This is a genomic window from Moorena sp. SIO3E8, assembly GCF_010692445.1.
Lineage (GTDB): Bacteria > Cyanobacteriota > Cyanobacteriia > Cyanobacteriales > Coleofasciculaceae > Moorena > Moorena bouillonii.
On sequence record NZ_JAAHHM010000312.1, the window covers coordinates 1 to 2,213 of the forward strand.

Here is a 2,213-nt window from a genome sequence, read left to right on the forward strand (position 1 = left end):
GTTCTTTTAGCTCTTGCTTTTCTTCCGGACTCAAGTTCATGAGTTTTAGTAATTATTAGAAACTATTTATCATTAATAATATCATGATATCATGATTTTGGTATTTTTGCAAAACTGAGATGCACCCTCTGTAGGAAGGGCGGAGGCCTTTGCAAGTTCCACAGCTGAGCGAACTTCAACCGGTAATTTGTTCTTTTCAACTCAAGAGCGTCAAAAAATCCTGCGAAGGACTCCTGGGACGTTGCAGGCTTTTACCGTGACTAATGCAGATGCAGCACCGGATCCATTTAAGTCTCCTTCTTTCCGCGATGTTGTCAATAACGAAGGCATTCCTTTGTCTGTTGAAGAAGAGTTTGAGTCAGATCTGAATACATCTTTGGAGATTACATTTGATGATGAAGCCGATCAGATTGTATTTGACTTTTTAGGTAGTACTCTATTAAGAACTCAGGGGCTTTTTGAATTCTCAACAGGTATTAGGCTGGAGTCGGTAGGGTTAGGACTCTTACGCTCATTTACTATCAATGAAAGTTGTGATCTCGCTTTTCAAGGAGGTTGGGGATTAGACGATTTGTCATTTACGCAAGATGGCAAGACTTTTTCTGCTGATTTCGACAATCTTGATTTCGTAATTCCCGTTACTTCAGAATTTACTGCAGAAGATTTTCAAAATCTCGACTTTAGATTTAACGGCTCAGGTATTGTTGTAGCAGCTTCAACTCCAGAACCTGCTTCTATACTTGGTCTACTATCAGTGGGTATTTTAGGTGCTGGTTCAGTAGTTAGTAAGTTGGGTAGCAGTGACAGCTCCTACACTGACCTTACAGGTTCAGTGTAGGCTTCCCAGCCAATCCGGGCATCCCTTAGGAGGCGCTGGGCTTTAAGAACGGACTGCCCTGCCGCTCTATTTCGTATATTGATAGCTGCATTATGTTCGCGTAGCGTCGGCTTCGCCGAATCGCGGTCAAGACTGCATCCACAATGGGGACAATCATGCCACCGGACATGCAACTTCTTGGGGACTTTATTGCCACAATTGGAGCAATTCTGTGAAGTATTTTTGGGGCTTACTGGAACCGTTAACAAGCCAGCATTCAAGGCCGTAGGCCACGCTACGCGAACGGCTTTGCTTGCTAGGATGGTCAAGAAGCTTGACCATCCCGCATCCAACACAGATTTAGCCAATCGGGACTTAGCCAGTCCTTTAACATTTAGTTTTTCATGAGCGATTACATCATACTTTGATAGTAGGTGGTTTGCTGTTTTGAAATGAAAATCTTTTCTTTTGTCTGATACCTTTTTATGCTGTTTTCCGAGCTGCTTGATCGCCTTTAGCCTGTTATTACCCCCTTTCTTTCTCCGGGATACTCGCTTTTGAATCACTCTTAAACGTTTTTGAGCTTTTCGATAATACTGAGGAATTTCAACGACTTCACCCTCAGAGGTAGTCAAAAAATCTTTAAGACCAACATCAATCCCAACTATTGAATCTGGATTAATATTGGGCTGAATTTCAGGAATGGTCTTGTCCTCTAGAGATAAAACCAAATAATAGCCATCACATTTTTTGGTGATAGAAGCTGTCTTGATCTTAAATCCAGAAGGAATAGTCCGATGGAGTACAACCTTAACTTTGCCTATTTTTGGAAGGTTGATCAAATTTCTTTCCAGACACCCTTCTTTCATTTGGGGATAGGTAAAGGTACGGTAGCGGTGTAGCTTTTTGAACCTAGGTCGTCCACTTCGTTTTCCGCTACTATCTCCTTTGATAAACCTGTCAAAAGCTAGCTTTACTCTCTTTACTGTATCCTGAAGTACCTGAGAATGGATGTCTTTATACCATGGGCGAGTCTTTTTTAAACTTGGAAGAGTCTTTTTTTGACTGTAGTAATCGGGATTATCCCTTAATTCCGGGAGGTAACATACAAGCGGACAAGTATTAATTGAACAGCGATTTTCTTCATACCACCTGAACCGATCGGCCAGCAAATAGTTATATTGAGCACACAACATTGACAACCAATGATCAATCTTGGTTTGCTGATCTCTTGTCGGTTTTAGCCTGTACTGATACGCGATTCTCATTGAGTGCATCTCAGTTTTGTAAGACTCAAGTTGAAAATTGCCCGTTGAGGTAGGCACACCGATGCTTCAAGACTTGTGGGACGTTACTCTCATCCCACTGAGCCCCCGAAATCTTGATACGCCGACCC

2 protein-coding genes are annotated in these 2,213 nt (G+C 42.2%); one reads left to right on the plus strand and one right to left on the minus strand.

Annotated features, from left to right (window positions below; genetic code table 11):
* Nucleotides 1–256 precede the first annotated feature (256 nt).
* Nucleotides 257–838: a hypothetical protein gene (locus F6K46_RS39365; RefSeq protein WP_293068843.1), complete on the plus strand. Its 582-nt coding sequence runs from the start codon at nt 257–259 to the stop codon at nt 836–838.
* Here the strand turns inward: F6K46_RS39365 and F6K46_RS39370 are convergent.
* A complete protein-coding gene (locus F6K46_RS39370) occupies nt 811–2,085 on the minus strand; it encodes a transposase (protein ID WP_293068845.1) in 1,275 nt (424 codons plus the stop codon). The genes F6K46_RS39365 and F6K46_RS39370 overlap by 28 nt on opposite strands.
* Between the last annotated feature and the right edge of the window lie 128 nt (nt 2,086–2,213).